A 26,483-nucleotide genomic window follows, 5' to 3' on the forward strand; every position below is an offset into this window, starting at 1 on the left:
GGGTTGCCGGTCACATGGGTCAGGGGTCGGTGCTCCAGGCCAGGGGTATCACGCCCACGATCAACACCAACGGCACCATAAGGGCCAGTCGCAACGTCGTGGCGTGAGCCAGCCCACCGACCAGCGCCGGCGCGGCCAGGTAGCTGCCGTAGCCGGCGGTGGTGACCACGGCGATGCCGTGTTCGCCCCAACGGTTTCCGGCGGCGGCGAAGGCCAGGGGAACGGCGGGAGCCAGTCCGGCCCCCACTCCCACCAACAGCACGGGGACGACGGCGGCCACCGGACTGGTCAGTACTCCGACCATGGCCACCGCGGCCAGGGCCGCGCCCCGTCGGACCAGCGGTGCCGGGCCCCAAATTGTGGTCAGGCGGTCGCCAAACAGGCGCCCGGCCAAACCACCCGCAGCCAGTCCGGTCACGGCCAAGGCCCCTGACACGGTTCCTCCGTCCAGCTCGTCGCGGACCAACACGCCGACCCAGTCGAGCAGGGCTCCGTCGCCCAAGAAGACGAACCCGCCGATGGCCGCCAACGCCACCAGCCGTCCGTTGTCTCCCGCCACCAGGACGGGACCGGTCAGATCGCTCAGCTCGTCGAATGGCTCCGCCGAGTCGGCCAAGCCCGGTGCGGCCAGGCGACCGTCGGGTAGACGGCTCCGGTTGTAGAGGGCAGCAACCACCAGTCCCAGGCCGACCGAGCCCAGGTGGGCGGCGACCGCCACCTTCGACGCTACGGCCACGGCACCGATTCCCGCCCCGACCAGAACGCCGGCGCTCCACCGGGCATGGAGCCCGTTGAGGAGAGGTTCATCGGCTTGTTGCTCCAACTGGACTCCGGCACCGTTCATGGCCACGTCCAACACACCCACGCTCACCCCCACAGCCAGGGCAGCCGCGGCCAGGCTCGCCCACGTCGGGGCCAGGCCAGGAGCGGACAACAGGGCCCCCACCATCATCCACGAGTAGGCGATCACGCCGCGTCCGCCGTAGCGCCTTACCAGGGCGCCACCGAACCACGCCCCGACGACGGCGCCGATCGACAAGCCCAACAGGGCGCTGGCCAGTGCACCGTCGCTCAGGCTCAGGTCGTCCTTGACGTCGGGGATCCTCGACCCCCAGGTTCCCGACGTGAGCCCGAGCGACCAGAACGCCGCTCTCACCGCCTTCTCGTGGGCGTCTGGCGCCGGCATCGTCACCTCCGAACCCATCGCTGCCGACGCTATGGGAGCCAGCGGACCGGACGCGACTCGGGTCGGCGAGATCGCCCGCCGTCGGTTCCAACCTGAAGGTCGGGCCGTTGTCGCACTAGCGTCGACGGTCGGGTCGCGCCCGGTCGCGGACGCGGCGGCCCTTCCCAAACCCTTCCTGACCGGAGCGCTCCGTGCCCAACGCCCAACCCGTCGACGTCGCCCCCGCCTCCGGCCGCCTCGGTGTGCTGCTGCCCGGAATGGGCGCGGTCGGCACCACGTTCATCGCGGGCTGCCTGGCCATCCGAAAGGGCCTCGCCCAGCCCATCGGCTCGCTCACCCAGATGGGTCACATACGCATAGGTGAACGGTCCGACGCCAACTCGCCCCGCATCGCCGACTACGTGCCCTTGGCCGGCCTGGACGACTTGGTGTTCGGGGGGTGGGACGTGTTCGAAGACGATGCCTACGTGGCCGCCAGCCGGGCCGGGGTGTTGGACCGTCACCTCCTCGAACAACTCGGCGAAGAACTGCGGGCCATCAAGCCCATGACCGCGGTGTTCGAGCAGTCCTACGTCAAGAACCTTCACGGCACCCACATCAAAGACGGGTCATCCAAGTGGGATCTGGCCCAGCAGTTGGCCGACGACATCAACGCCTTCAGCGACAAGCACGGTTGTGACCGCCTGGTGGCCGTGTGGTGTGGTTCCACCGAGGTGTACCGGGAGCCCACGGCCGTCCACCAGACGCTGGCGGCGTTCGAGCAGGGCCTGAAGGATTCCGACCCAGACATCGCTCCCAGCCAGATCTACGCCTATGCACTGTTGAAGCTGGGCATTCCCGTGGCCAACGGTGCACCGAACCTCAACTTGGACACCCCGGCGTTGTTGGAGCTGGCGGCGCAGAACCACGTGCCCGTCACCGGCAAGGATTTCAAGACGGGCCAGACCCTCATGAAGACAATCCTGGCCCCCGGTCTCAAGGCCCGGATGCTCGGAGTGCAGGGCTGGTACTCAACCAACATCTTGGGCAACCGCGACGGAGAGGTCCTCGACGACCCTGAGTCGTTCAAGGCCAAGGAGGTGTCCAAGCTGGGCGTGCTCGACACCATCTTCGAGCCGGACCGGTACCCGGATCTCTACGGCGACATCCACCACGTCGTCCGCATCAACTACTACCCGCCCCGCGGTGACAACAAGGAAGGCTGGGACAACATCGACATCTTCGGGTGGCTGGGCTACCCGATGCAGATCAAGATCGATTTCCTGTGCCGGGATTCCATCTTGGCGGCACCGCTGGTGTTGGACCTGGCCCTCTTCTTGGATCTGGCCAAGCGGGCCGGCATGGAAGGTGTGCAGGAGTGGCTCAGCTTCTACTGGAAGAGCCCCCAGCCTGCGGCGGCGGGTCTCTATCCCGAACATGACATCTTCATCCAGTTGCTGAAGCTGAAGAACACCCTGCGTCAGCTCATGGGTGACGCCCCGATAACCCACCTCGACGACGAATAGGCGCGGCGTAGCGTCACCAGGTGACGTCGTCGCAGCCCCGGTGATCTTCGGGCTCCACCTGCAAGGTTGCATGGGCGATCCCGTAGCGGTCCTGCAGCAGGGCGCGTGCTCCGTCGAGCACGGCATGGGCGTCCTGGCCGTTGGAGATCATCAGATGGGCCGACGCCACATCCATCTCCGAGGTGAGTGTCCACACGTGCAGGTCGTGCACGTCGACCACTCCGTCTAAGCCTTCGAGGTCGCGGGTCAGCGCCGGCAGGTCTAGGTCCTCAGGGGCGGCCTGGAGCAGGATCCGTAGGGCCTGGGACGCCAGGCGCCACGTTCGGGGGACTACCCACAGCCCGATGGCCACCCCGACTGCGGGATCGACCCAGCTCCAGCCGGTGACCTGCATCACCACCGCCCCCACGATCACGCCCACCGAGCCGATGGTGTCGGCCAGCACCTCGAGGTAGGCGCCCTCCACGTTGATTGACTCCTTTGACCCTTCCCGCAGCAGAGCGAACGCCACCAAGTTGGCGGCCAATCCGAGCCCGGCCGCGATCAGTAGGGGACCGCTGTTGATCTCGGGGGCATCCCCGAAGCGCTGGATGGCTTCTACGAGGACATATCCAGCCACCCCGAACAACAGGACTGCGTTGGCCAGCGCGGCGAGGATCTCCAGGCGGTAGAGGCCGAAGGTGCGGGTCGGGTGCGACGCTGCCGAACCGGCGGCATGACGGTCGGCCAGCCTTATGGCGGCCAGGGCCATGCCTAGGCCGGCGACGTCGGTGACCATGTGGCCAGCATCTGAGAGTAGAGCCAGCGAACCGGTCAATAGGCCGACCACAAGCTCGACGACCATGAACACGAACAAGACGGCGAACGCAACAGCCAGCCTGGCCTGGTGACGGGCCCCGGCCCGTGCGGCTCCCACACCGTGTGAGTGCCCGTGTGAGTGCCCATGTGACTGCCCGTGGGAGTGCCCCGACATGGCCGCAGGCTACGGCTCAGAGATGGGGCGGGCCGCCTTCGGGGTCGGGTGCGCTCTCGGCAACCACGCTGGTGACGATGCCGGTGACATGGGTGGGGGTGAGGCCCAATCCCCGCCCGACGCTGTCGATCACCCGCCGTTGGTCGGCAGCGACGGTTCCAGAGGCCAGCGCCACCCGAACCAGCGATGCGATCAGCCCTTCCTTGCCGGTCACCTCCAGGCCTTCGGCGAGGGGAGCAACGTAGGACTCGGCGAGAGCTGGATCCAATGCTGCGGTGTCACTGGTCAACACCGTGTCGTCATATCCAGGGTGAACTTGGGCCACGCGCTCGATCGCCGCCCTGCGCAGGTTGGGGTTGTCAGTGGCGCCCGTCCCCACGATCATGGACGTGAGTACCCGGACGGCGTCGTCGAGGACCGCTGCCAGCGAGGCCGTGGTCGGATGTTCCGCGGCCGACGGATCGAAACGGGAGTGGCAGGTCTCGCACTCGACCACCTCGCCCAAGCGGTTGAGGGGGAGGACTGGGATCCAAAAGAGGGTCAACCACCGCCGTGCTCGACGGCGGGCTCCGGCTCGGTCTCCACCACAGGCGGGACAGAAGAACACCAGCGAGGCGACGGTGGAGAAGCGCACCTTGAAGCCGAACACCAGCAGCATCGATCCTCCTGACGGCCCGAACTGAACTCCGACTGCGGCAGGTGTATCGACACTAGAGGCGTACGTGGCTCAATGTCGGGCGCGTCAGGCCGGACAGGGTCGGTCTGTGGTCGGTCCCGATAGCCTTGCTCGGGCATGGACGACGCCGCCACCGACACCACTGACACCAAAGAACCTGAGGGGCAGGCCAGTCCGGTTGCCACCGACGAAACCGCCTCCGAGCCGGCGCGCACGGTTCCGTTGCGGATCACCGAGGATGCCCTGAGCCAGGTGATGAGCATCCTTGCAGCCGAGGACGACCCCGAGACCCTGGGGTTGAGGGTGGCGGTCAACGGAGTGCAGGGAGTCGAGTACTCCTATGACCTGTCCTTCGAGGATCGAGCCTCGGCCACCGATGACGATCTGGTCTACAACCAGGGTGACTTGGTGGTGATGGTACCCCGCGACTCTGTCGACTCGCTGTGGGGGGCAACCCTCGACCTGCCGGCCGCCACCGGCCAGGGCGGGTTGGTCATCCGCAACCCAAATCGACCTGATCCGCTCGCGGGCATCGAGATCGAGCTGTCGGGGACGGTCGAAGAACGCATCGACCAGCTTCTGACCCAGCAGATCAATCCGGCCCTGGCAGCCCACGGCGGGTTTGCTTCGCTTCTCGAGGTGATCGACGGAACCCGTGCCGTGGTGATCATGGGTGGGGGATGTCAGGGGTGCGCCGTCAGCGCCATCACCCTGCGAGAAGGGATCGAGAAGTCGATCATGCAACACATACCCGAGATCACCGAGGTGGTCGACGGCACTGATCACGCTGCGGGCGAGACGCCGTTCTACGCATCCTGATCGGTCGGGTCGGCCGACCCTGAGGCCGGCCGACCCATTCGATCACGGCAGGAGACAGTTGCCGACGGCGGGCAGGCCAGCGAAGCGGGCTGCCAGCCAGTCCATGGCTGGCAACTGCCCTTCGACCATGCCGGTCACGTGCTCGCCGGGCAGCGGGGCCCATGTAACCGTCGCACCCTTGTCGCACCAGGTGCGGCGTAGGTCAGCGGCCTGCTGGTAGGGCACCATCTCGTCGACGAGGCCGTGGTACTGGAACACTGGGGCGCTGGGCTTGGTCGAGCCGAGCTTGTTCTCGGCCAGCCGGGCCTGCCAGGCCGGGGCGACCAGGGGATCGCTGTTCACGTAGTCGTTTCGGCTTGAGAACATGGTCTTGAAGATGGTGGCGATGCCGTCCACGTCGACCAGGCACAACTCGCCGGCTTCCTGCACGAGTTGCTGGCCCTTGGCGTTCAGGTAGTTCTCGAGGTTCAGCTCCGGGTAGGCGGCGTCGAGACCCAGCGATGCCATCAGGGCCAGGCCGACCATGGGACCACCTTCTACGAAATTGGCCACTGCGGTCAGGTCGCCGGGGATACCTCCGGCGGCAGTGCCCTTGATCTTCAGTTCCGGGGCGTAGCTACCGGCCAGCTCGGCAGCCCAACCGGCTGCGCCTCCGCCCTGGGAGTAGCCCATGAGGCCGACGGGTGTGTTGGCCGACAGGCCGGTTCCGGGGAGCCGGATGGCGGCACGGGCCATATCCAGGAGGGCTCTACCCTCGGATCGGCCGACCACGTAGGTGTGCAGGCCCGGGGTGCCGAGGCCTTCGTAGTCGCTGATGGCCACGGCCCATCCTCGGCTGAGGGCGGCCTGCACGAACAGGCCCTCGTAGTCGGCACCCTGGGAGAGGGTGTAGGAGGGGGCGCACTGGTCACCGATGCCGCGGGTGCCGACACCCATCGACACGAGCGGACGGGATCCTAGGCCGAGCCAGGGCGTGGTCGGTACCAGCACTGTGCCCGAAACGGCGTTGGCCTGGCCCATGGCGTTGGTGGAGCGGTAGAGCACCTGCTTGGCGTTCACCCCTGGGGCTGGGGTGTGGCCGACGGGGTCCAGCGTGAAGACGCTCGAACGCGACCGGATGACGTCACCGGGCTGACCCGACAGCGATGTCGGCGGCGTGTAGAACGCGTCCTGGTTGGGCAGCGGTGGGTCACACGCGGTGAGGCTGAAGGCGGCCATCGAGATGGCGGCAAGGGCGGCGAGCTTGGCGAACGGGGCTCGCCGCGAGAAGGGACGTACCGGCACCGGTTCCTCCGGAGGTTGGGGTGGGAACAAACAATGGCTGTGGAACGAGGCTGGTTACCGCGTGGTAACCATCACGTGCCCATCGTCACGTTGCGTGTGCCTTCTGTCAACCAGTTTCCCCAGGGCGTTCGGGTGAGCGAAACGTGAGGATCGGGCTGGGTCGGTAGCTCAGCGGTGGAGGCTGGCGCGCACCGACGCTGCGATCCCCTGGGCGTCCAAGCCGAGGCTGGCCAGGATGGCGTCTGGCTTGCCCTGAGCGATGTAGGCCGTGGGAATGCCCAGGATCGTCACCCGCGGCTCAGAGTCCTGATCTCGGCATCGGTCAGCCAACTCACGGGCGATCGACGAACCGATCCCCCCGTCACGCAGCCCATCCTCGGCCGTGACCACGTGAGAGAAGGTGGCGGCGTGATCGAGCATCATGGTGTCCAGTGGTTTGACCACCCGTGGGTCCCACACGCTTGCCTCGATTCCTTCGGTGGCCAGCAACTCGGCGGCGGCGAGGCAGGTCCCGAGCATCTTGCCCACTCCGATGAGGCAGACGTCTCCGCCGTCGCGGGCTTTGCGCGCCGACAAGCCATGGCCGACCTCGTCGTCGGGGACCTCTCTCGCCGAAGTCTTGGGCCACCGCAGGGCTACCGGCCCCGAACACAGGTCGAGCGCGTCGTTGAGCATCACCTGAAGCTCCTGGTAGGACGACGGGGCGAACACCGTCATCCCCGGAACCTTGGAAAGGAGCACCAGGTCGAGCACGCCGTGGTGGGACGGGCCGTCGTCGCCGGTGATGCCGGCGCGGTCCAGGCAGAACACCACCGGCAGGCCGTGGAGTCCCACGTCGAGGTTGGCCTGGTCGAAGGCCCGGCTGAGGAAGGTGGAGTACAGGGCGACGACCGGCCGGAGCCCGCCCATGGCCATGCCTGCCGCCGCAGTGACCGCGTGCTGTTCGGCGATGCCGACGTCCACGAAACGGTCCGGGAATCTCTCCTCGAAGGGCAACAGCCCGGTAGAGCCGGGCATTGCCGCGGTGATGGCCACCAATTCGGGACGGGCCTCGCCCTGCTTGACGATGGCCTCGGTGAATGCCGTGGTGTAGCTCGGAGCCCCGCCGGTGGCGGGCTGCGGACCGATCTCGGGGTTGAAGGCCGAGGTGTCGTGGAGGCACTTCTCCTCGTCTTGTTCGGCGGGCGGGTAGCCCTTGCCCTTGGTGGTGAGTACGTGCACCACCACCGGACCGTCGAACTCGGCGGCGTTGCGCAGCGCCTCTTCCAACAGTTCGATGTCGTGACCATCGAAGGGGCCGCTGTAGCGAACCCCCAACGTCTCGAAGAAGATCGGCGGTTCCAGCATCTCTCGCAGCCCGGCCCGAGCCCCAGACAGACCCCAGGCCAGGTGCTGACCGATGCCGGGCACCTGGCGCACCATCTCCTCGGCCCGGCGTCGCTGCCGCACGTAGCGAGGATCGAGGCGCAGCCGCGACACCGACGAGGTGAGGCGCCCGACGGTCGGTGCGTACGATCGCCCGTTGTCGTTGAGAATGATGATCGCCTTGCGGCCGCAGTGCCCCAGGTTGTTCAAGGCCTCGTAGGCCATGCCCCCGGTGAGGGCACCGTCACCGATCACGGCCACGACCTCCCGGCGGTCTGGGGCCGGCTCACCGCGCCTCAGGGCCTCGTCGTGTCGCAGATCCTCGGCCATGGCCAGGCCGTGGGCGTAGGACAACACCGTGGACGCATGGCTGTTCTCGATGAAATCGTGCTCGGATTCGGAGCGACTGGGATAGCCAGACAACCCGCCCGGACGTCGCAACTCGTCGAACTGGCCCCGTCGGCCCGTGACCAACTTGTGTACGTACGCCTGGTGGCCGGTATCCCACAGGATGCGGTCGTGGGGGGATTGGAACACCCGGTGCAGGGCCAAGGTGAGCTCGACCACCCCCAGGTTCGACCCCAGGTGGCCAGCGTTTCGGGCGACCGTGTCCACGATCACGCTACGGATCTCTTGGGCCAGGACCGCGAGCTGAGGAGCCGTGAGCGGCCGTAGATCGGCGGGCGAGGAGATGGAATCGAGCAGCATCGAGATGAGGGTGGCGAGGGTGGCCGGGATCAACGCTACCGCCCGACGGGTGGCGAGCCAGATCGACCTCGCAGTTGGACCGACCCACTACCTACCATGGGCCGGGTGGAACCCGTCGAACGGGCCCGGACAGCCGGAGCGCAGGCCCGGGTGGTAGGGCAGAGCGCGGTGGCGTCGATCCGACGGTCGGCGTCTGAGCGGCTGGCCGAGCTGATCCGCAGCGATCCGGAGTGGGCAGCCCAGGCCGCCGAGTTCGGACTGATCGACCGCACCTGGCTCGACGACCCGACCGGCCGCCCGTTTCGCACCGCACCCCCCGCCGAGGTGATGGAACGGTTTCTGGCCCGCATGGCCGAGCGTCGCCCATCGGTCCTGGCCTCAATGGGTCTCAACGCCGTGCAGGTGCTGTCCATGGTGGGAGCTCCCGCCGATGAGGACACCACGCCCAGCGAGGTCACGGTGATGTTCACCGACCTCGAGGGATTCACCCGCTTCACCGCCGACAACGGTGACGAGGCGGCCGTGGCCCTCGTGGCCGAACACCAACGCCAGGTCGGCCCCATCATCCGGAGCCGAGGGGGCCGGGTGGTCAAACGCCTGGGTGATGGGTTGATGATGGTCTTCCCCGCCCCCGAGGCCGCCGTCCTCGCCGGTCTGGAACTGGTCGATACAGTCGAGGTTCCGCTGAGGCTCCGGGCCGGCATTCACCTGGGCGAGGCCGTGGTCACCCACGACGACATCTTGGGCCACGCCGTGAACGTGGCGGCCCGCATCACCGAAGAAGCCCCACCAGGGGTGGTGCTCACCTCAGTAGAGGTTCGGGCCGCGGTGAGCAGAGAGGCAGACGGCGTGCTGCGCGGCGTCACCTTCGGTCGGGCCCGACGACACAAGCTGAAGGGCCTGGAGCCGATGAGCCTGTGCCGAGTCGAGTACGACCGGTGACGGTCGCGCCTCTGGGCGCCCGGCGCGACCGGCTGCTGGAGACGATCGAAATGCAACGGGCCGGCTGTGAGGTGGCGGGCTCCCCGCTCTACTCGAGGATCTTGAGCGCGCTGGCCACCGATGTGATGGCGGGTGGACCAGCCTGGACCCTTCTTCACCCCTACGCCACCTCTCCGGTGGGCGATGCGGTGCTGTTGCGCCTGCTGGCGGGGGTGCATCGTCTGGTTCTGGAAGGTGACGCCCCAGACCTGGCCGCGCACTACCCCTCGGTCGGAGGTCGAGACGGTCGAGGGCTGGAAACCACCTTCCTGTCACTTGTGGAGGAGCGGGCCGATCTGCTCGGTGCCGATCTCCGAGGTGGCGTCCAGACCAACGAGGCGGGACGAAGCGCGGCTCTGCTGGCTGGCTTCTTGGCGTTGGCATCGGAGAAGCACCCGTTACGGATCCTCGAGGTCGGTGCCAGCGCCGGGCTCAACTTGTTGTTCGACCGGTTCCGCTACGAACAGGACGCATGGAACTGGGGTCCGATCGACAGCGCTCTGGTGATCCGAGCGCCCTTCTACGGGCACCCGCCGATCATCGGTCCCGACCTGTCGATCGTGGAACGTCGAGGCTGCGATGTGGACCCGATAGACCCGACCACAGCGATCGGTCGGACACGGCTCAGGTCCTTCGTGTGGCCCGATCAGCTCCATCGTCGAGACCGACTCGACGACGCTCTGGGGGTCGCAGGCAACGAGGCTCCCTCCGTAGACCGGGCCTGCGCCGTCGAGTGGGCTCGCGACCAACTGGCCGGACCGGTCTCGGGGGTCACGACCGTCCTGTTCCACACCATCTTCTTCCAGTACCTGAGCCCCGACGACCAGCGTTCGTTACTGGCCACCATCGAGTCGGCGGCGCGGCAGGCCGACGAATCGGCTCCATTGGTGTGGCTGAGGATGGAGCCGGGGGGTGATCAGGCTGAGGTCCGGCTCACCCGTTGGCCGGGTGGTTCCACCCGGCGCATGGCCCGCAGTGCGTACCACGGCCCGCCGGTGGCCCTCGACGTGCAGTGACGTCAGGTCGTCCGCACCGATGTCTCCCCGAGGTCGATCGCCTCAGGTGCCCGGTTGCGGGCATCGGAGCGACGTTGGACCTCGCGGGCCACGCCTAGCCCGCCCAACAGAACCAGGCCACCCACGAGCGCATCGAGCCAGTAGTGGTTCCCGGTGATCAGGATGCAAAAGAGGGTGGCGGCCGGATACGCGAACACCCACCAAGAGCGCCGAGGCAACGGCACCGGTGGCTGCCCGGCGTCTCGGGCCCGAGCGGCAGCCATCGACCGCAGGACCATCACCATGGTCACCGCGCACCAACTCGACCAGCCGAAGTGAAGGCTGGGCATGGCCGCGTACTGGTTGGACACCACCGACATCCCCCCCTCACCGAACTTCCAGATCCCGCCCCACAAGTCGATCGTGTCCACGATGCCGTAGCCGTGACAACCCTGCACCTGGCCCTTGCAGCCGCCGTAGATGGAGTTGGCGTCCAACAGTCGAGGCGGCATGAGGGTGTACGCGGCGAAGCCGACCAGGGCCAGCAGCGTGGTGGCGGCCAGAGCAGTCCGGGCGAAGACGTAGACGCGGGGGGCCTTGAAGAACGCGAACAGCAGCACCCCCATGGTCACGGCGAAGTGGGCGGTGCCGTAGAAGATGTTCCAGCCCCGGATGAACCCGTCGTTGGGCAGGTCCAGGTACCACTGCTGCAGGCGCGGCTCGAACCACAGCCCCAGGGCCTCCTCGAGCTTGATCACGCCCCGAGCGTGGCGGAAGGCAATGGTGCGGGACTCTGCCCCCGCGCCGAACGTGCTCCGCACCAACGAGTAGAGCAGGTAGAAGGTGCCGGCGATCAGCACCTCCTTCCACCACTTGAGTTCAGGTTCTGGCCGGGCGGTTGGGACCACCTCGGTCTGGACGATGGTCATCAGGGCGGTCAGGCGGCGTGGTGGTCTGGTGGTGGGATCAGGTGGCGGTGGGGGTGCGCTGGCCGACGGCGAACGCGGGTGCACCCAGAAGGCTAACCACCAGGTTGAGCAGGTAGAGGAGAAGCCCGAGAGCCACGGCTTGGGATCGGGGTACGCCGAGGGGGTGGAGGAACAGCGCGAACAGGCCTTCTCGGACGCCCAGTCCGGAGATCGAGATCGGTATCACCTGGGCGATCAGCACCGCGGGCACGAAGGCGAGCAGGGCGGTTGGCCCCACGCCAGCTGGTAGCCCCAGGGCGCGGGCGGCCATGAGGGCGGCGCCGATGATCACCAGTTGGTAGACGAAACCGGTGGCCAGGATGCGAGCCGTTGCCCAAGGGTCGCGGGCCAGGTGTTGGATGCCGAAACGGGTGGCCCCGGTGAAGCGACGCCAGCCTTCGTTGTGTTCGAGGCGGGCTTCCAAGCCTTTGCCCGATCGGGCGGTGAGGGCCAGCACCGCGGCCAACAGGACGAGGGTTCCGGCCGCGGTGGCGAAGGCAATGGTGGAGGCCCGGCCGAGATCACGCAGGCCGGGGTTCACCGCCAGACCGGTGAGGGTGATGACCGGGAGCACGAGCCAGCCGGTGAGTCTTTCCAGGACCACCGAAGCAAACGTGGTGGGGGCTTCGCCGTTTTCCCGGCTCAGCCGAGCCACGCGTAAGGCGTCGCCTCCGATGGTGCTGGGCAGGACGTTGCCCATGAACTGGCCGGCCAGGTACAGCGACAGGAGGCGTCGAAACGGTGGGTGCTGGCCCAGGGCATCGAGTACCGCACCCCAGCGCACTGCAGACAGCACCACGCCTCCGAAGGTGAGCAGCAGGGCGCCCGTGAGCCAGGCCAGCGTTCCGGCGGTGGGGTCGGGGATGGCCTGGGACCAGTTGGCCCCGATCTTGGTCACCAGGACCCACAACAGCGCCGCGCTGACCACCAGTCGTGCCGCCAGCACGAGCTGTGGTCTGGTGAAGTGCACGCGTCGGCCCCTGAACCCGAGTCTGATAGCGGTGACGAGTGTACCCGCGGCCCCTCTGCGGCCTTGTCGGCCCTAGGATCTGCGCCATCGGTCCGATGTTGGAGGGAACCGCCATGACTGCACCGTCTCGTATCGCTCGCCATCATCGACGCCGGGTCCTGCTCGCCGGTCCGGCATTGTGCACGGCGCTGGTGTTGGGTGGATGTGGCGTCTCCGCCGATTCCGACCCGGCAACGCTGGCGGCCGGACCCGCTGCCAACTCGGTAGAGGCAACCTCGACAACGGCGGCCGAGAGCCAGGTCACCGAGCAGGTCACCGACTCGCCGGATCAGGGTGCGCTGGCCCGCGCGGCCGAGGCCACCGCCGAGGTCACCTCCATGAAGATGGCCGCTTCGGTTTCGATCACGGGTCAGCCCGAGGGCGACGTCACGGTGATGAGCTTCGAGGGTGCGGTAGACACCGTCGCCGGTCGCGCCCACTTCAACATGGACCTCGGCGACCTGATGGGAATGCTGGGCCAGGCCATGGGCGAGGACGTGGCCGGCTCGGGGCAGATGGAGCTGATCGTCGACGGCGACACCGTCTACCTGCGATCGGACCTCCTGTCGTCGTTCTCAGGGGGCAAGCCGTGGATCGCGATCACCGGGGAGTCCATGACCGAAGGCGGAGCCTTCGGTCTCGGAGACATGGTCACCGGTACCGGTGGACCGGATTCGTTCATGGCGATGCTCGAGGCCATCGATGCCGAGGTGGAGACCGTCGGGCGCGAACAGGTGCGAGGGGTGGACACGAACCACGTCCGTGCGGTGCTCGACCTGGACGCGATCCTCGCCGAAGCCGATGAGTCCATGGCGGCCGACCTGCGTGACAGCCTGGCCGAGATGGGGGCCACCGGGTCGCTCGGCACCCTCCCGATCGATGCCTGGATCGGAGACGACGACGTGGTTCGCAAGGTGGTAGTCGAGGTCGACCTGGCTGGGCTCGGGGGAGTGGAGGGCCTCGAACAGGGCACTCTGGTGATCAGCTTCGAGTTGTTCGACCTGGGTCAGCCGGTGGACATCACGCTTCCCGACCCTGCTGAGGTGGGCACCATGGAAGGCATGATGTCGGGGTTCTGACCTAAGTGTCCTGGCGGATAGGTGAACAGCGGTCAGGACTTCTCCAAGAACCGGTCTCGTTCGACCATCACCCGCTGGACCTTTCCGGCCGCCACCAGACCCCGGTCGTCGCTGACCGTAACCGTGAAGATCAGGCGACGGCCCTGGACCTTGTCGAGCTTGGCATCGGCGGACACGTGACCCCCCACCGCTATGGGGGCGACGTGGTCGAGCTGGATGCGCATGCCCACCGTCGTCTCGCCGGGTGGCAACTGTCCGTGGACGGCAGCCACCGCCGCCTCCTCGCACAGGGCCACGATCCGGGGGGTGGACAAGACCGGAACATCACCGGAGCGGGCCGCGATTGCGGTATCGGCGTCGGTGACGTCGAGTTCCACGTGGCCGGCGAGTCCGGGTCGAACGTGCACCTCGGTACCATTGCCGCTCATCACCGGGTCGGTCAATCCGCTCGGTGCCGCCGGCCGAGGAGAATCCCGTGATCGAAGCAGATGTCGTCGACCGAGTGCTGGGTGCGGCCCTGCGCACCGGTGGCGATTTCGCCGAGGTGTTCGCCGAGGACAAGCGATCGACCTCGGCTCACCTCGACGACGGCCGCATAGAGGAGATGGGTTCGGGTCGTCATCGGGGCGCGGGCATCCGGGTGGTGGCGGGGGAGACAACCGGGTTCGCCCACACCACCGATCTCAGCGAGCCCGGTCTGCTAGCCGCCGCCGAAGCGGCTGCGGCCGCCGCCCGGGCCGGGGGCGGGGGCGTGCGCACGGTGGCTGTCCGCGAGAACCCGAGCCAGCCCCAGCCGGTCACTACGAGGCCAGAGGACGTGGCCAAGGCTGACAAGGTGGACCTGCTGCGTCGAGCCGACGAGGTGGCCCGATCCCACGGCGGTGCCATCACCCAGGTGTCGGCCTCATATGGCGACAGCCGACGCCGCATCTTGGTGGCCAACACCGATGGGCTCATGGCCGCCGATGACCAGACCCGAACCCTGTTCGTGGTCGGGGTGGTAGCGGCGGGAGACACCGGGATGCAGACGGGGCGGCGCTCGGTCGGTCACACCATGGGGTTCGAGTTGTTCGACCGCCACCGAGTCGAAGACCTGGCCGCACAGGCTGCCGACCAGGCCCTCACCAAGCTGGCGGCCCGTCCCGCCCCCAGCGGCCAGCTACCGGTCGTCATCGGACCCGGTGGTGGTGGCGTGCTCTTCCACGAGGCGTGCGGTCACGGGCTGGAGGCCGATCACATCCACAAGGAGGTGTCGGTGTTCGCGGGCCGGGTGGGCGAACAGGTCGCCTCGCCCCTGGTCACCCTGGTGGACGATTCCACAGTGGCCCACGAATGGGGGACCTTCGCCATAGACGACGAAGGGACGCCAGCCCAACGCAATGTGCTGATCCAAGACGGCGTGCTGACCGACTACATGTGGGATCAGCTGAGGGCTCGCCGTGACGGCCATCGTCTGACCGGCAACGGTCGACGTCAGAGCTATCGCGATCTGCCCATGGTCCGCATGACCAATACCTACCTGGTCAACGGGTCCGCCAGCGCCGCCGACATCGTGGCCGACACATCAGAGGGGGTGTACGTGGCTCAGCTCGGTGGAGGTCAGGTGAACACGGCCACCGGTGACTTCGTCTTCGGGATGACCGAGGCGTACCTGATCGAGGGCGGCCGGATCACCGAACCGTTGCGGCAAGGGAACCTGATCGGCAACGGGCCCAAGGTGCTGGAGCTGATCGATGCCGTGGCCGACGACTTCGAGTTCGGTCCGCCCGGCACCTGCGGCAAGGACGGCCAGGGAGTCCCGGTCGGAGATGGTGTCCCCACGCTGAGGGTGTCCAGCCTCACCGTCGGCGGCACGGCGGCCTGATGAGCGACGTGAACGGCATGAGCGAACTTCTCGATATCGGCGATCGAATCGTGGCCCAGGCCCGGCCCGGCGAACAGGTGGAGGTGGTGGTGGGACGATCCACCTCCACCGAGATACGGGCCTACCGCGGAGACGTGGAGCAGTTCACCTCGGCAACCGGCGCAGGGGTGGGGGTACGGGTGGTGGCCGGGGGTCGTCAGGGCTTCGCTTACGCCGAGTCGCTCGACCCCGAGGTGGTGGCCGAGGTGCTGGCCGACGCCCGGGACAACGCCACCTTCGCCAGCCATGACGAGTGGCTGGGACTGGCCGAGCCAGACGGTGTCCCGGTGCCTCAGCTCGACCTGTACCGGGAATCGGCGGGAGCGGTGTCGGCGTCAGCCAAGATCGAACTGGCCCTCGATCTGGAACGGGCCGTGGCTGCCGCCGATAGCCGTATCGCTGCCGTGGAATCGGCCGACTACGCCGACGGGATCTCCGAGGGTGCCGTCGTTTCCACCACCGGCATGCGGACCTTCAGCCGGGAATCGTCGTGCTACGTGTCGGCGCACTGCGTGGCCACCGAAGGAGACGACACCCAGACCGGGTTCGGGTTCTCGGTCGGTCGCAGCATCGAAGATCTCGACTTGGATCGAGCTGCCGGAGATGCCGCTCGGCGCGCCACCCGTCTTCTCGGTGCCTCCAAGCCGGCCAGTGGGCGGATGACCGTGGTGCTCGATCCCTACGTGACCGCCCAGTTCCTCGCGATCATCGGATCGACCTTGTCCGGTGAGGCGGTGCTGAAGGGCCGATCCATCTTCGGGGACCGGATGGGTGAAGCCATTGCCGCCGGCGGTTTCACGTTGGTGGACGACGCCACCAACCCGTTGGCCTACAGCGCCTCGGAAACCGATGGGGAGGGACTGGCCTCCAGGCGCAACGTGTTGATCGAGGGTGGGGTGCTCCGCGGCTTCGTGCACAACGCGTACACGGCCCGGAGGGCGGGTACCACCTCCACCGCCAACGCAGTGCGGGGCATCGCCTCTACGCCCGGTGTCGGTTGTCGGGCGCTGGCCCTCCAACCCGGCATTCATGATCAGGTCGAGTTGTTGGCCGCCGTTGGAGACGGGGTGTTGATCAGTTCGGTGTCGGGCCTGCACTCGGGTGTGAACGCGGTATCAGGTGACTTCTCGGCCGGGGCCGAAGGGCTGCGCATCAGAGACGGCGCAATGGCTGAGCCGTTGCGGGAGTTCACCATCGCGTCCACCCTTCAGCGGATGATCTCAGAGGTAGGTGAGGTCGGGTCCGACATCGAGTGGCTTCCGATGCGAGCTGCCGGCGTGAGCCTGGTGGTCGGAGATGTGACGGTGTCGGGCCTGTCCTGAGCTTTGGATCAGCGGATGCCGGAGGTACCCACGACCTCGGCTTGGATCCGTCCGCCGGGGCCGGTGGCCATCAGGTAGAAGCGAGGCGGGATGTACACGGTGGCGTTGGAGGAGTGGCACACGGTGGCGTTGCCGTTGGCTGGGCCCAGCATCCACACCCCGTCCTCCACTCCGTACAGCACCTCGTCGGCGTCGGTTGTTGTCCACGCCAGTTCCCACGCGATCCCGCCTCGGCACTGCTTATCGAAGGTGACGGCCGAGAAGCTGGTGATGGTGGGAGGTGGTATGGCCGGGGTTGTGGTGGATGTGGTCGTGGTGGTCGATGGCGAGGTGGGCCGGGTGGTGTTGGACGGGGCTGTGGTGGCCGGTGTCGAGCTACCCGGTCGGGTGGTGGGTGGCGGGACGACTGGTGGTACGGCCGGCGGGCTGGTCGGGTTGCCATCCACGGGGTCGCCCGGCTCGGGGATGGTGGTGGGCACGCCCGGCGCCGCGGTCGTGCCGCCGTCGACCACGAACCCTCCCTCGGTGCTGGTCGTTGCTCCAATGGCCGTGGAGGTCGATGACGATCCGCTGCCCTCGGACGTGGAGCCGTTGGACCCCGAGGTCGGGGGCAAGGTGGCCACCTCGGTGGTCCCGCCCTTGACGGTGAGGGCACCGCTGAGCAACACCGCCATGGCGACCATCACGATGGCCACCGCCGCCACAGCAAGGATCCTGGGTGTGTTGGGTCCGGTCGGTCCCCGACGGTCGGTGGTGTGGTCGGTTGTCATGCCCGCTTCGGCGGGGTCTGGTCCGGTGCTGCCGACACCCTTTGGGGTCGGAATCGGGGTTGCGCCCTGAGCGGGAGCGGCACCGGCACCGGTACCAGCAGTTCCTGTCGAGGCAGTGGCCGACCCGGCCATGGGTACTCCGGCGGCCTCGAGGGCCGAGGCGGCCTTGGCCTTGAGCAGGAACGGGGCGGCCATCACCGGGGCGGCACCGAACAGAGCGGCGGGGGACAGTCGGTCTTCGCGCTCCCGGCTGCAGCCGTCGCAGACCTGGGCGTGACGCTCGATCACCTTGACGGCCTGTTTGTCGAAGGTCGCCACTCCGGCTCCGGCCAGCGTCCGGCGCAGGTTGTCACACGCCGGACGTCCTGCCCTCCACAAGACCAGGGCCCGAACGTTGGTCCCGAGCCGTTTACGAAGGGTGAACAGGATCTGGTGGGCGTTGTTGGGGGTTGTTCCCAGTTCCTCGGCCAGCTCTCCTGCCCCCAGGCCGTGGCGAAGGTGGAGGTCGAGGATGCTCATGTCCCGCTCGCCCAGAGCGGCGGCAGCATCCCACACCAGGGCGACCCGGCCGGCCTGGTCGAGGTGGGCGAGGGGGTCGTGGTCGGGGGCGTCGAGGTCGGTGAGTGTGGTCATGGTGTCTTGGTCCAGTGCGACGCTGCGCCGGTCCTTCTCGAGCCGGTTGAGCGACTTGTTCCGGGCGATCCGCAGGAGCCATCCGCCGAAGGCATCGGGGTCCTCAAGGGAATCAAGGCGGGTCCAGGCCGCCAGGAAGGCATCCTGGGCGACCTCTCCCGCTGTGCCCGGGTCACGGACGATGCGGCGGGAGAGGTCGTGGACCCGGTCGGACCAGAGGTCGAAGAGCTGTCCGAAAGCCCGGTTGTCTCCGGCTCGTGCTGCTTCGACCAGGTTTCCCTCAGGAGTTTCGGCCATGACCCTTCCCGCATCGTTCTCGTCCTGCATCTCGATGCTCTAGCGAACCACGACGGGGGTGCCGAGGGGAAGTAGATCGTTGAGCTGGGTGATCACCTCGTTGGGGACCCGTACACAGCCGTGGGAGACGGCCTGGCCGATGCTGGAGGGATCGTTGGTGCCGTGGATCCCGATCTGGCCGTCGCCGCCGGCGAAATCGGTGAGGACCTCGGACCGCCCCGACAGGCCGAGGGCGAAGGGGCCGTAGGCGCCGTTCGGGTTGGGGTCTTGGAGCTTGTCGGTGACCGAGAACAACCCGGTCGGGGTGGGGTACTCGCTGGATCCGATGGCGACGGGGGTGCTCAGGACCACCTGGCCCCGGTCGACCAGGGTGAGGGTCCGGGCGGCGAGGTCGACTTCGATCCGGGTCGTCACCGAGCGCAACTCGAACTGGGGGTTCTGGTCGGCGGACAACCACGCCTTGGTCCCGGTCGGTCGCCCGGGAACCAGGACCTGGACCCAGCCCTCGCTCTGGTCGGTGACCAGCAGAGCCAGGGCGCTTCCGAACTCGTTGGTTGCCGACATCGTCCGGCTCGGCGATCCGGCATCGGGTTGCTCGTGGACGACCAGATCGTGGTCGGAGCGGATCACGTAGGCCTCCTCCGCCATCACCGGAGCGGTGGTGGCGGTGGTGGAGGTGTCATCGCCGCTGTTGTTGGAGACGTCGGCGGTGGTGACGGATTGGCTGGTGGTGGATCGGGGGCGCTCGATGGCCTCGGGCCCTCCGCCGTTGGATGAGCAGGCCGAGCCCAACAGCCCAGCGGTGAGGGCCAGGGTGGCAAGGGCGGAGGAACGGAGACGGCGGTTGGTGTTCATGGCAGGTCCCTTTCGGGTCGGTGGGTGGTTGCTGGTGGTCCTGACCGTCGGCTGGAACATCCCTTAGGGATTTCGGCCAGGTTTTCTGCGGCGGCGTCGATCGGGGCGCTCCAAAACGCCAAAACGCCGAAGCCGGCGGGAGTCCGAAGACTCCCGCCGGTCGGCCCGCCACGGTGCCGGCTCCTGCCCGCCGGCACCGAGGACCTTGGAGGTGGGGTGGGATCAGCCGGTGAAGGTGGGACGAGCCATCACCGCGGAGTCCACCGTGGACTGGGGAACGGTGGGTCGAACCTCGGGCTGGTCCGGGGTGTCCGGGGTGTCCGGGGTGTCCGGGGTGTCCGGGGTGTCCGGGGTGTCGGGGGGTGTCGGGGGTGTCGGGGGTGTCGGGGGTGTCGGGGGTGTCGGGGGTGTCGGGGGTGTCGGGATCGAGCGGGGGCTCCTCCAGCACCGGCGGGTCGCAGTCGATGAACGGGCAGGGGTCGATCGGGGGAATCTCGGGGATGACGATGTCATCGGGGATCTCGATGACTGGAGGAGTGCAGTCCTTGATCACGCAGGGGTCGATCGGGGGAAGCACGATCTCGGGATCGATCGGGATGACCGGGAGAGCCGAGGCGGGCTGCACCAGGCCAGCGCCAGCCGCGAGTGGCAGGGCCACCAAGAGGGCAAGACGCCCGGCAGTCCGGCGGCGGCTGCGACGGTTGGTGGCGGCGGAGTTGGTGGTGGTGTTCATGGCGGGTGTCCTCCTGGGACTGGGGTTGGTGGGTTACGGATGTCCTGACCGGCCACGCCGACACCTCTTAGGACTTTTCGAGAAAAGTTTTCGGAGACGATCTCGGAGCTCCGTACACGGTTGGGCCAGGCCTGGCGCGTACGGTGATCTGCCGTGTCCACCATCGAAGCGATCATCCTCGGACTGGTGCAGGGCCTGACCGAATTCCTCCCGGTCTCCTCCAGCGGACACCTGCGGATCGTTCCGGCCCTGTTCGGTTGGGAAGACCCGGGCGCCGCGTTCACCGCCGTCATCCAGCTCGGCACCATGGCGGCAGTGGTCATCTACTTCTGGGGTGACCTGTGGAGGATCGCCGGTGCCTGGCTGGCCTCGTTGCGCAACCCCACCCGCCGGGGAGATCTGGATGCCCGCTTGGGCTGGTACCTGATCGTGGCCACCGTCCCCATCGGCCTCTTGGGTTTGGCGTTCAAGGACCAGATAGAGACGGGCGCCCGGGACCTGCGCCTGATCGCCACCACCCTCATCGTGATGGGTCTGGTTCTCTTGATAGCCGAACGCGTAGGCCGCCGAACCAGGGAGATCTCAGACCTCACGCCCCGAGATGGAGTCGCCATCGGTCTGGCCCAGAGCCTGGCGTTGGTGCCGGGCGTGTCGCGCTCGGGATCCACCATCACCGCGGGTCTGTTCCTCGGCTACTCCCGTGAAGCGGCGGCCCGATTCTCGTTCCTGCTGTCGATCCCCGCGGTGGTCCTGTCGGGCCTGTTCCAGCTCAAAGACATCGGAGCGGGCGATGGACCGGGCCTGGTGCCGACAGTGGTCGCCACCGGCGTGTCGTTCGTGGTCGGCTACGCCGCCATCGCATGGCTGCTCAAGTACCTGACGTCGCACAGCACCCTGGTGTTCGTGATCTACCGGGTAGGTCTGGGCCTAGTCCTGATCGCCTTGCTGGTGGGCGGGCAGATCGAACCTCGCTGAGATGGCGACCCGAGGCCCGATCAGGGTCCTGGAACCACCACCAGCACCACCGTTCCCACCGCGACGGCACCGACCACCTCGTCTAGATCAGAACGGGGGACAGCGATCTCGACCCCCGAACCGGTCACGGCGGTCACAACCGCGTTCAGGGTCGCCGCCTCGGGCCGGGCGATCCCGGCATCCCAAACCTCCACCACATCGCCAGAGTCGAGTCGAGGGGTTGAGTCCGAGCGAGCAATGCCCACCACGGCCCTGTCGATCAGGTCTGCGTCTGGGTGGGTGAGCAGCTCGGGGGTCAGCACGGTGGATGCCGGCAGGTCGACCCGGGCTCGGGCCTCGGGGGGTAGCGTCACCAGGGCGCCCTCCGGGACGGCGCCGAGAGGTAGCCGTCGGATCGATGTTTGGCTGGTGATCGAGGCACCGGCCTCGACCGCAGATGAGGTCACCAGTACGGGCACGGTGTCACCCCAGTGGCGCCGAGCCGCCTCGGTGTCGGCTACCGCGACTCGAACCGTTCCAGCGGCCAGGACGGCCAAGGCGACGGTGACCGCCCACCGCCAGGCGGACCGTCGGTCGCTGCGCAGCCGCCGGTGCCACGGCAAGGTGCTCTTGGGTATGGACGAACGGATGAACCCCATCGGGCGACCAGATACCCGACCGCCTCCGGGCTGAAACGCTCGGCTCCTTAGCCTCGATCCACCGATCGATCTTGGGTTGTGCTCGATTCTCCATGGTCACCCAGGCGAAACGGGTTCTCTGGGCGGCCACCGTTAGTGCTCGGCTGTCTGACGAGCTGAAGTCACAGGACTGGGCGGGGGTTCGGGGGCAGAGCCCTTTGTGGCGGAGCCCCTGACCTGCGGAGATCGGCTTTGCCGGTCGCAGCAGCGAAGACGTCGGCCGTCAGGCCGGCTACCGAACTCCGCCGGAAGGCTGTGCCTTTCGGTGGTGGATCCATAGGCACGGCATGGTTAAACCGAGGCGGAACCTCGGTCTGATCAACCTGGTCGCGACGACGACTGGACCTATCCGCTAGGACCCTAAGGCTCTGCCCTTCGGTGGATTCGGGATTAGGCCGAGGCGCGGGAGCTGGGCAGGTCGATGACGTGGGCCTCCACCTCGTTGGTGAGCATCTCGACCACCCACGGATGGCAGGTGAACATGAACACCTGCTGACGTTCGGCCACATGGCCGATGGCCCTTGACATGCGGGGCCCACGGCCCGGGTCGCTGTTGACCAAGATGTCGTCGAGCAGCAGCGGCAGGGGAGATGTGGTGGCCAGTTGTTCGGCCAGCGCGAAGCGGAGGCTCAGGTAGAGCTGTTCCACGGTGCCCCGGCTCAGCGATGCAGCATCTACCTGACGGCCGGCGGTGTCGACCACGAAGATGGTGGATCCGTCTACCACGAGCCGGTCGTAGCGCCCGTCTGTGATCTCGCCGAACAGTGTGGCCGCCCGCTTGACCACCATGGGCTGGCGCTCACGCTTGTAGCGCTCGCGGGTGGCCTCGATGATGCGGTGGGAGCTGGAGAGTACGGCCCACTGCCGTGCCGCCTGTTGGAGCTGGGCCTGCAACGACGAAACCCGGAACTGGAGCTGGGGAACATCAGAGGAGGTGAGGGTGGCGGCCAGGGCGTCCTCGGCCCGGGTCAGCTCGGCGGCCGCCTCCTGGTGGCTGGCCTCGGCGGCCAGGATCTGTTGTTCGACCTCGAGACCTTCGGCTTGCCATCCCAGTGGGTCTCCGGTGCCGAGGAGCTCCAGCGATTCATCGCGACGGTTGCCGCTTCGGAGGTCGAGCGCCTTCTCGGCGTCATCGATGACGGCCTGGAGGTGCCTGCGCTCCTTGATCCGCCGAACCACGTCCTCGGCTCCGGCCACATCGTCGGCGCCTGATTCGGCTACCACCGCGTCCAGCGCCGTCGAGGCCGAAGCCGTGTCGGCGGCCCGGGCCGCATGCATCTTGCGGGCCCCCGCCAACTGTTCGGCCAGCCGTTCCCGATCTCGCTCAACGTCGCGGGCGGCCCCGGCCCGAGCTACCAGGCGGTCGAGAAGCCGGATCACGTCGTCGTCGGACTCGTCGAGCTTGGTGGCCAGGTCCATCACCGCGTCGGCGAACGCCTGGCTCTCGGCCATTTCATTGGCCCGGTCGGTGCCGTAGGTGGCGAGCGAGTGCTGGGTCTGACGGGCCAGGTTGAGCAGGGCCAAGAACTCGCCCACGCCATCGGGGTCGAGTCCAGCGGGAAGGTCGTGCTCGCTGAGCCACCCGTCCCAGGCTTCGATGGCTTGCGTCAGTTCGGTGTCGGCATCTCCCACCGACTGGCGGTCGACGGTACGGATGTCTGAGGAGTAGGCCTCGTGGTCGGTCTCGGTCTGTAGCGCCTCTTGGTGGGTTTGGAGGGCGCCGGCCGCGGCGGCGTGGGCCTCGGCTGCTTCCTGGCGCAGGTTCATGAGCTCCACGGTGGACGGTCGGGCCCCTACACCGAGGGCATGGGCTCGATTCGCCACCTCTTCGGCAAGGCGGGCCACATCTTTGGACGCGGGCAGATCGGCTGGGGTGCCGGTGTCAGGGTCGATGGCCGCGGGGCGATGGCGGGCCAGCATCACAGCGACTGCGGCCAGGCCGACGCCGACAACGAGCGATCCGGCCCCGATGGCGGCAGCGCCGGTGGCCATGCCACCGGCACCAGCCAGGATGGCCAGGAGCGCCAACCCACCCACTGCGGGCACCAGCCAGGACGGGAGACCGCTGCCGGCGGTGCGGTTGGCGGCGTCGAGGGCAATGCGCTGGGTTTGTTCGTCTCGCTCGGTCTGTTCGAGCTTGGCCACCAGGTCGTAGAGGGCAGCGACCTCTTGGACCCGTCGTCGGGCCGCTTCGGGGTCGCCGGCCGCGGCCCGCTCCTCCTTGGCCTTGTTCAAGCGGTCGGTAGTGAGGTTGAGGGCACGGTCGCGTTCGCGAGACGTCTGAATGGCTCGATCCAGGGCGGTGCGGGCTCGCTGCACCTCGCCACCGATGCGGCGCATCTCGGCCTCGGACTCGATGGACTGGGGGCGGGCTGTCAGCCAGGCGTCATCGCATTCAGGGCCCAGCCTGGCCAACTGCTGATCCAACTCGGCGCGGTAGTGGGCGAGATGGCCATCCAGTTCGATGAGGCGTTTGCGACGGGCTAGCTCGGTGCCCCGCTGCTGGTCGAGTCGACCGACGGCATCGGCGTGTTCGAGCGCAGTGGTGTCGACGGTGAGGACTCCGAGTTGCTCCTCGGCCTTGATCACCTCGGACTCGGCATCTCGGGTGGCCCCGGCTTGGCTCTCGACGAGGTGGCGGGCCTCCGACAGCCTGGTCTCGTAGTCCTCGGCTAGATCGGGGACCGGTGTGAGGTCATCCTGTGCGAGCTTGGCCTTGGCCTCGAGGGCTGCCGACCACGAGGGCCAGATGTCGTCCACGGCATGGATCAACTCCAGGCGGCGCTGGAGGGCCCGTCCGTGGGTCCGATGCTGGGCGACCTGATCTCGTTGTTCGTCGAGTTCGCGTCGTTGGGCGGTGATTCCGGCTGCCACCTGCTGAGCCGTCCTCAGCTCCTCGGTGGCATCGGCCAGCTCGGTGCGCAACACGCGCAGCTGGTAGGTGTCGCCGCGGCCGCGAGGCTTGAACAGCTCGTCACGACGGGCCTCGATGGCGGCCAGGGCCAGTTCGGCCGACCGACCCGCACCCACCACTCCGGCCGAGAAGATCCGCTCACGAACGGCGTCCTCGTCGAGGCTGCGCAGGCCCTGGAGGGCATCGAGGTCGACGCCGAACACGTTGTCGAACAGCTCGGGGGTGACGTGACCGAGGAGGTCGGCCAATGCGGTGGCGCTCCGTTCGCCATGGTCGTCTCGAACCTGGAGCGACTTGCGCGATGCTCCCCGCTCGATGGTGACGGCAATGCCGGCCTGGTCGAGCACGAACAGCCGTCCGCCCATGGTGCCGCCGTTGACCGGCTCGTGGCGTCGCTTGGTACTGCGGCGGTCCGGGAAGCCGAACAACATCCCGGTGACGAAGTCCATGAGCGTGGTCTTGCCGGACTCGTTTGGGCCATGAACGACGATGAGGCCTGGGGGCAGATCGGTGACCTCGGCCTTGTGGAACTGGCCGAAGCCGTCGATGGACCAGCCGGTGATTCTCATGCCTGCCCTCCGGCAAACTCGTTGAGGGCCAGGTCGAGGGCCCGGGCGGTGATCTCGCCGTCGGTCAGGTCGATGGGTTCGGTGAGGTACCGGGCCACATCGGCGGGGAGGGTGGGTAGACCAGTTCGCCATTCGTCGGCACCCGGTGAATGGTCGACAGTGGCCAGGAGGTCGCTGAGGAAGTCGGTGCCTTGGCGGACCTCTTCCAGATCCATCACCGGTCGAGTCCGCCAGTCGATGTTGTCGACCCAGACGAAGGGGCTAGAGGCAGCGCCAGCGTTGAGGACCTTGGTGACCTTGGCGGCCTTGTCGGGATCGACCAACTCGTCGTGGAGAGGCCCGCTCCCGTTGACCACCAGGCTGGCCACCACCGATCGACCGTCGTGGTGGCCGGGGTCGATGGCGGCTTGGCAGCGGTCGATGAGCTCGGTGATGGTGTGTAGGGCGCTGATGTCGACCGAGACGGTGGTGAACCGCACAAGGTCGACGGTGAGCGGTTGAGGTTCGGCGACCCGCCCGCCGTCGACGGTGACCAGCAGGCCGCCGGGTCCGCCCCGATCGGTTGGATCGACGTTGCGGCCTTGAATGGTGCCCGGTTCGGTGATCCACGGTTCGCGGGAGTGGACGGTGGGGGTGTGGGCTCCGCCGATGGCCCAATAGCCGAGGCTGCGGCTGGCCAGTTCGGTGAGGGGCAGACGCCCGGCGCCGTGTCCGGCATGTAGGACGCCTATGTGGAATCCCTTGCCGGGCTGGGCCGGGAACCTCGACACGATGTCGTCGGGCAGGTTCCGAGCCGGGTTGCTGACCCCGTGGACGGTGACGGTCTCACCGCCGGCTTCGAAGGTGACCGACTCCACCGGCTGACCGCTCGGAGGGGATCCACCGAACACGTGGGTGCCCTCGGGCCAGCCGTCGATGGCCGTCCAGCCGGGCGGAGCGGCGTCGTCGTGGCCGAGAACCACGAATGAGCGAATGCCGGCCGCGTGCAGTCGACTCAGCCCCTCACGCAGACAGAGTTGCGCTCGAAGGCCGAGTTCGGGACCGGCGTAGAGGCCACCGGCCAGGATCACGAAGTCGACGCCGTGGGCGATGGCAGTGTCGACCAAGCCATCCCATGCCAGGATCGAGGCATCGCGCAAAGTCTCGGCTGCACCGGCCGGGAGGTTCCGAGCCGTGACTCCCGACACCGGTGAGTCCAAGTGCAGGTCAGCTGCGTGCAGGAACGTGAACATCAACTACTCCAAGGGCCGTTCTCGCGTAGGGCAGGCCGCGGAGGTTACACCGGCA

Annotated in this window: 21 protein-coding genes; 8 read left to right on the top strand and 13 right to left on the bottom strand. The window is 67.7% G+C overall.

The features are described 5' to 3' along the window. Positions 1-19: 19 nt before the first annotated feature. Positions 20-1,204: an MFS transporter gene (locus IPG97_11405; protein MBK6857122.1), complete on the bottom strand. Its 1,185-nt coding sequence runs from the start codon at positions 1,202-1,204 to the stop codon at positions 20-22. Between the two features lie 239 nt (positions 1,205-1,443). Here IPG97_11405 and IPG97_11410 point away from each other — a divergent pair, with 239 nt between their 5' ends. Further along, the gene (locus tag IPG97_11410; GenBank protein MBK6857123.1) at positions 1,444-2,691 is read left to right on the top strand and encodes an inositol-3-phosphate synthase; all 1,248 of its coding nucleotides are present in this window, start codon (positions 1,444-1,446) and stop codon (positions 2,689-2,691) included. 13 nt (positions 2,692-2,704) lie between these two features. Here IPG97_11410 and IPG97_11415 read toward each other — a convergent pair whose 3' ends face one another. Both IPG97_11415 and IPG97_11420 read right to left on the bottom strand, forming a co-directional pair. Next, the gene (locus IPG97_11415; GenBank protein ID MBK6857124.1) at positions 2,705-3,664 is read right to left on the bottom strand and encodes a cation transporter; all 960 of its coding nucleotides are present in this window, start codon (positions 3,662-3,664) and stop codon (positions 2,705-2,707) included. A 16-nt stretch (positions 3,665-3,680) separates the two neighbouring features. Further along, a complete protein-coding gene (locus tag IPG97_11420) occupies positions 3,681-4,322 on the bottom strand; it encodes a hypothetical protein (protein MBK6857125.1) in 642 nt (213 codons plus the stop codon). A 135-nt stretch (positions 4,323-4,457) separates the two neighbouring features. Between IPG97_11420 and IPG97_11425 the strand changes: the two genes are divergently transcribed. Next, positions 4,458-5,159 (top strand): NifU family protein, encoded by a 702-nt coding sequence (locus IPG97_11425; GenBank protein MBK6857126.1) that lies wholly within the window; start codon positions 4,458-4,460, stop codon positions 5,157-5,159. Between the two features lie 42 nt (positions 5,160-5,201). Here IPG97_11425 and IPG97_11430 read toward each other — a convergent pair whose 3' ends face one another. Next, positions 5,202-6,377 (bottom strand): triacylglycerol lipase, encoded by a 1,176-nt coding sequence (locus IPG97_11430; protein MBK6857127.1) that lies wholly within the window; start codon positions 6,375-6,377, stop codon positions 5,202-5,204. 234 nt (positions 6,378-6,611) lie between these two features. Continuing rightward, positions 6,612-8,516 carry a 1-deoxy-D-xylulose-5-phosphate synthase gene (locus IPG97_11435; GenBank protein MBK6857128.1) on the bottom strand — a complete coding sequence of 635 codons (1,905 nt, stop codon included), beginning with the start codon at positions 8,514-8,516 and terminating at the stop codon, positions 6,612-6,614. A 105-nt stretch (positions 8,517-8,621) separates the two neighbouring features. Between IPG97_11435 and IPG97_11440 the strand changes: the two genes are divergently transcribed. Continuing rightward, positions 8,622-9,458 carry an adenylate/guanylate cyclase domain-containing protein gene (locus IPG97_11440; GenBank protein MBK6857129.1) on the top strand — a complete coding sequence of 279 codons (837 nt, stop codon included), beginning with the start codon at positions 8,622-8,624 and terminating at the stop codon, positions 9,456-9,458. Then, positions 9,455-10,513, top strand: coding sequence for a DUF2332 domain-containing protein (locus tag IPG97_11445; GenBank protein ID MBK6857130.1), 1,059 nt, complete (start codon positions 9,455-9,457; stop codon positions 10,511-10,513). Before IPG97_11440 ends, IPG97_11445 begins: the two co-directional genes overlap by 4 nt. Before the next feature lie 2 nt (positions 10,514-10,515). Here IPG97_11445 and IPG97_11450 read toward each other — a convergent pair whose 3' ends face one another. Both IPG97_11450 and IPG97_11455 read right to left on the bottom strand, forming a co-directional pair. Further along, a complete protein-coding gene (locus IPG97_11450; GenBank protein MBK6857131.1) occupies positions 10,516-11,421 on the bottom strand; it encodes a phosphatase PAP2 family protein in 906 nt (301 codons plus the stop codon). A 37-nt stretch (positions 11,422-11,458) separates the two neighbouring features. Then, a complete protein-coding gene (locus IPG97_11455) occupies positions 11,459-12,430 on the bottom strand; it encodes a flippase-like domain-containing protein (protein ID MBK6857132.1) in 972 nt (323 codons plus the stop codon). A gap of 113 nt (positions 12,431-12,543) precedes the next feature. On the opposite strand from IPG97_11455, the gene IPG97_11460 reads away from it, so the two are divergent. Beyond that, positions 12,544-13,548: a hypothetical protein gene (locus tag IPG97_11460; GenBank protein MBK6857133.1), complete on the top strand. Its 1,005-nt coding sequence runs from the start codon at positions 12,544-12,546 to the stop codon at positions 13,546-13,548. 32 nt (positions 13,549-13,580) lie between these two features. On the opposite strand, the gene IPG97_11465 is transcribed toward IPG97_11460, so the two are convergent. Then, entirely contained in the window at positions 13,581-13,976 is a 396-nt protein-coding gene (locus IPG97_11465; GenBank protein ID MBK6857134.1) for a thioesterase, read from the bottom strand. Positions 13,977-14,023: 47 nt separating this feature from the next. Between IPG97_11465 and IPG97_11470 the strand changes: the two genes are divergently transcribed. Beyond that, positions 14,024-15,412, top strand: coding sequence for a TldD/PmbA family protein (locus tag IPG97_11470; protein ID MBK6857135.1), 1,389 nt, complete (start codon positions 14,024-14,026; stop codon positions 15,410-15,412). Further along, on the top strand, positions 15,412-16,773 hold the full coding sequence (locus tag IPG97_11475) for a TldD/PmbA family protein (GenBank protein ID MBK6857136.1): 1,362 nt from the start codon (positions 15,412-15,414) through the stop codon (positions 16,771-16,773). The genes IPG97_11470 and IPG97_11475 overlap by 1 nt, the downstream gene beginning before the upstream one ends. An 8-nt stretch (positions 16,774-16,781) precedes the next feature. On the opposite strand, the gene IPG97_11480 is transcribed toward IPG97_11475, so the two are convergent. Further along, positions 16,782-18,503 carry a sigma-70 family RNA polymerase sigma factor gene (locus IPG97_11480; GenBank protein MBK6857137.1) on the bottom strand — a complete coding sequence of 574 codons (1,722 nt, stop codon included), beginning with the start codon at positions 18,501-18,503 and terminating at the stop codon, positions 16,782-16,784. Positions 18,504-18,512: 9 nt separating this feature from the next. Then, the gene (locus IPG97_11485; GenBank protein ID MBK6857138.1) at positions 18,513-19,328 is read right to left on the bottom strand and encodes a L,D-transpeptidase; all 816 of its coding nucleotides are present in this window, start codon (positions 19,326-19,328) and stop codon (positions 18,513-18,515) included. Positions 19,329-20,214: 886 nt separating this feature from the next. Between IPG97_11485 and IPG97_11490 the strand changes: the two genes are divergently transcribed. Continuing rightward, positions 20,215-21,036 (top strand): undecaprenyl-diphosphate phosphatase, encoded by an 822-nt coding sequence (locus tag IPG97_11490; GenBank protein MBK6857139.1) that lies wholly within the window; start codon positions 20,215-20,217, stop codon positions 21,034-21,036. A gap of 20 nt (positions 21,037-21,056) precedes the next feature. Here the strand turns inward: IPG97_11490 and IPG97_11495 are convergent, their stop codons facing one another. From IPG97_11495 to IPG97_11505, 3 genes are all read right to left on the bottom strand, one after another. Continuing rightward, positions 21,057-21,674, bottom strand: coding sequence for a hypothetical protein (locus IPG97_11495; protein ID MBK6857140.1), 618 nt, complete (start codon positions 21,672-21,674; stop codon positions 21,057-21,059). A 429-nt stretch (positions 21,675-22,103) separates the two neighbouring features. After that, on the bottom strand, positions 22,104-25,196 hold the full coding sequence (locus tag IPG97_11500) for an AAA family ATPase (protein ID MBK6857141.1): 3,093 nt from the start codon (positions 25,194-25,196) through the stop codon (positions 22,104-22,106). After that, positions 25,193-26,428 carry a DNA repair exonuclease gene (locus tag IPG97_11505; GenBank protein ID MBK6857142.1) on the bottom strand — a complete coding sequence of 412 codons (1,236 nt, stop codon included), beginning with the start codon at positions 26,426-26,428 and terminating at the stop codon, positions 25,193-25,195. Before IPG97_11505 ends, IPG97_11500 begins: the two co-directional genes overlap by 4 nt. Positions 26,429-26,483: the final 55 nt, after the last annotated feature.

This window comes from Microthrixaceae bacterium (assembly GCA_016702505.1).
In the GTDB taxonomy this organism is placed as follows: Bacteria; Actinomycetota; Acidimicrobiia; order Acidimicrobiales; family Iamiaceae; genus Aquihabitans.

What these genes read in the sequence shown, in the direction of transcription:
- IPG97_11405 (MBK6857122.1), bottom strand. Translation starts at nt 1,204, where the DNA reads ATGGGTTCGGAGGTGACGATGCCGGCGCCAGACGCCCACGAGAAGGCG.
- IPG97_11410 (MBK6857123.1), top strand. Translation starts at nt 1,444, where the DNA reads ATGGGCGCGGTCGGCACCACGTTCATCGCGGGCTGCCTGGCCATCCGA.
- IPG97_11415 (MBK6857124.1), bottom strand. Translation starts at nt 3,664, where the DNA reads ATGTCGGGGCACTCCCACGGGCAGTCACATGGGCACTCACACGGGCAC.
- IPG97_11420 (MBK6857125.1), bottom strand. Translation starts at nt 4,322, where the DNA reads ATGCTGCTGGTGTTCGGCTTCAAGGTGCGCTTCTCCACCGTCGCCTCG.
- IPG97_11425 (MBK6857126.1), top strand. Translation starts at nt 4,458, where the DNA reads ATGGACGACGCCGCCACCGACACCACTGACACCAAAGAACCTGAGGGG.
- IPG97_11430 (MBK6857127.1), bottom strand. Translation starts at nt 6,377, where the DNA reads ATGGCCGCCTTCAGCCTCACCGCGTGTGACCCACCGCTGCCCAACCAG.
- IPG97_11435 (MBK6857128.1), bottom strand. Translation starts at nt 8,516, where the DNA reads ATGCTGCTCGATTCCATCTCCTCGCCCGCCGATCTACGGCCGCTCACG.
- IPG97_11450 (MBK6857131.1), bottom strand. Translation starts at nt 11,421, where the DNA reads ATGACCATCGTCCAGACCGAGGTGGTCCCAACCGCCCGGCCAGAACCT.
- IPG97_11460 (MBK6857133.1), top strand. Translation starts at nt 12,544, where the DNA reads ATGACTGCACCGTCTCGTATCGCTCGCCATCATCGACGCCGGGTCCTG.
- IPG97_11465 (MBK6857134.1), bottom strand. Translation starts at nt 13,976, where the DNA reads ATGAGCGGCAATGGTACCGAGGTGCACGTTCGACCCGGACTCGCCGGC.
- IPG97_11475 (MBK6857136.1), top strand. Translation starts at nt 15,412, where the DNA reads ATGAGCGACGTGAACGGCATGAGCGAACTTCTCGATATCGGCGATCGA.
- IPG97_11480 (MBK6857137.1), bottom strand. Translation starts at nt 18,503, where the DNA reads ATGCAGGACGAGAACGATGCGGGAAGGGTCATGGCCGAAACTCCTGAG.
- IPG97_11485 (MBK6857138.1), bottom strand. Translation starts at nt 19,328, where the DNA reads ATGAACACCAACCGCCGTCTCCGTTCCTCCGCCCTTGCCACCCTGGCC.
- IPG97_11495 (MBK6857140.1), bottom strand. Translation starts at nt 21,674, where the DNA reads ATGGGGTTCATCCGTTCGTCCATACCCAAGAGCACCTTGCCGTGGCAC.
- IPG97_11500 (MBK6857141.1), bottom strand. Translation starts at nt 25,196, where the DNA reads ATGAGAATCACCGGCTGGTCCATCGACGGCTTCGGCCAGTTCCACAAG.
- IPG97_11505 (MBK6857142.1), bottom strand. Translation starts at nt 26,428, where the DNA reads ATGTTCACGTTCCTGCACGCAGCTGACCTGCACTTGGACTCACCGGTG.